The following is a 1,559-nucleotide window of genomic DNA, read 5'->3' as shown; positions in this document are numbered from 1 at the left end:
TCTTTTCAGATGTTGGTAACACAACCGCACACGTGGGGAGCCTTGACTCAACGTGCTCAAATCCCACCTCATCTTCTTCACCAGACAATGTAAATATTACCGATTCTGGACATTATGTCAAGTCAATGTACTTCAATAACGACCACAAAGCGTTGTTTACTTAGACATGTAACCTGTTTGAGGTTAATATTCTACCTTCAAATTCAACACTATAACTATAACATGCCAGCTCCCATTTTCACCCCTCAAGGTACACATAAAAATGATTACATCGAAGTAGATGGTGAAATCGATTGGGCTATAATTCCAGCACATACACTGCCGGGGCAAAAAGTAGATATGCCTATTCGCTTACGTGTAGGCGATCAAGATTTTGGCGAAAAACACATTTATCATGGTCACGCGGATTGGTTAACTAAAATCAAGCGTTCGGCAAGCGAGTTGGTTTGGGAAAAACTTAGTCTACAGGGCGGTAAATTTTTCAAAGGCAAAAAAAAACGGCACAACCTTTATGTCAATCTAACGCCTCACTGCCTCATCGTTTTAGAGCGCCAGCAAGATCGCGCAACCAACACCCATTTCTATAGCATAGTGACGATGTATCAACACCGCCCTCAACGCCATGACAAAGCACTTGCTGACTACAGCTCAACGTTTAAAAACCCAAATGCAAATACAGCTTTGAGAAAGGGTTAGGCCTTGTAAATAAATGTCCACATAGTGACTACAGAGATTCATGGTATAGAGGTTTTTAGAGGTATATAGGTTAAGCGTAGACACTTAACCTATTGAAAAGCCTTATAGAGCCTAGCCCCTATTGGGGTGATTCAGAATGTGGTCTTCCCAATCGACAACATCGATTTCGTATACCACTTTGTTACGAACACTTTCACCTGCAGCATGCATCTCTGATTTAGAACCTGTAATCAATGGGTGCCACTCAGGAATCGGCTTAGATTCAGATAGAAGACGGTAAGCACAAGTATCTGGTAGCCAGTGAAACTCATCGATTTTGTCACGAGTCAACTTCAAACACTCTTCACCTGAAGTGAATCGGTTCGGGTAATCTTTACACGAACATGTTTTGTCGTTTAACCAGCTACACGCCACATTAGTGTAGTAAACTTCATCGCTATCTTCATCCATTAGTTTATGTAGGCAACACTTACCACAACCGTCACACAGTGATTCCCACTCGTTCTCGGTCATTTGCTCTAGTGTCTTTTCTTGCCAAAATGGAATCGTCATAGGATTACTTCTTACTCTTTTACTGGGGTGCGTGTTATACCGCTAGCCGAATATAAGTTCAAGAATAAAATCAGCTAACGCTCTTTCGCTATGCGGTAGAACTTTCTAAATCCGTGAGTATTTGAATAGCTTCGCTTGTCGTAGCCCCACATACCCAGCTTTCAGCTTTAAAGTCAAAACAGACCTGAGGCCTCTCTTTTTTACCAAATAGTTTACATAGGTTATCAACAGTAAGCTGCTTACAACGCTCACCAGACTTCTTTCCATGAGGATGAAGGGGGAATGAAGATGTAATCTGTCTCTTATACACA

3 protein-coding genes are annotated in these 1,559 nt (G+C 41.6%); 1 reads left to right on the top strand and 2 read right to left on the bottom strand.

What is annotated here, in order from left to right; all coding sequences use genetic code 11:
- Positions 1-222 precede the first annotated feature (222 nt).
- Positions 223-696, top strand: a complete 474-nt coding sequence (locus AB4653_RS23760; RefSeq protein WP_133151969.1) for a hypothetical protein — start codon at positions 223-225, stop codon at positions 694-696.
- A gap of 111 nt (positions 697-807) precedes the next feature.
- Here the strand turns inward: AB4653_RS23760 and AB4653_RS23755 are convergent, their stop codons facing one another.
- Positions 808-1,248: a YcgN family cysteine cluster protein gene (locus tag AB4653_RS23755; RefSeq protein ID WP_102257947.1), complete on the bottom strand. Its 441-nt coding sequence runs from the start codon at positions 1,246-1,248 to the stop codon at positions 808-810.
- An 88-nt stretch (positions 1,249-1,336) separates the two neighbouring features.
- Positions 1,337-1,558 (bottom strand): YkgJ family cysteine cluster protein, encoded by a 222-nt coding sequence (locus AB4653_RS23750; protein ID WP_372105478.1) that lies wholly within the window; start codon positions 1,556-1,558, stop codon positions 1,337-1,339.
- Position 1,559 lies beyond the last annotated feature (1 nt).

It is taken from the genome of Vibrio sp. 10N.222.48.A3, assembly GCF_041475345.1.
Classification (GTDB): Bacteria; Pseudomonadota; Gammaproteobacteria; order Enterobacterales; family Vibrionaceae; genus Vibrio; species Vibrio tasmaniensis_A.
The sequence above is the reverse complement of the archived record's forward strand: the minus strand, read 5'-3'. Positions and strand labels throughout refer to the sequence as shown.

What these genes read in the sequence shown, in the direction of transcription:
- AB4653_RS23755 (WP_102257947.1), bottom strand. Translation starts at nt 1,248, where the DNA reads ATGACGATTCCATTTTGGCAAGAAAAGACACTAGAGCAAATGACCGAG.
- AB4653_RS23760 (WP_133151969.1), top strand. Translation starts at nt 223, where the DNA reads ATGCCAGCTCCCATTTTCACCCCTCAAGGTACACATAAAAATGATTAC.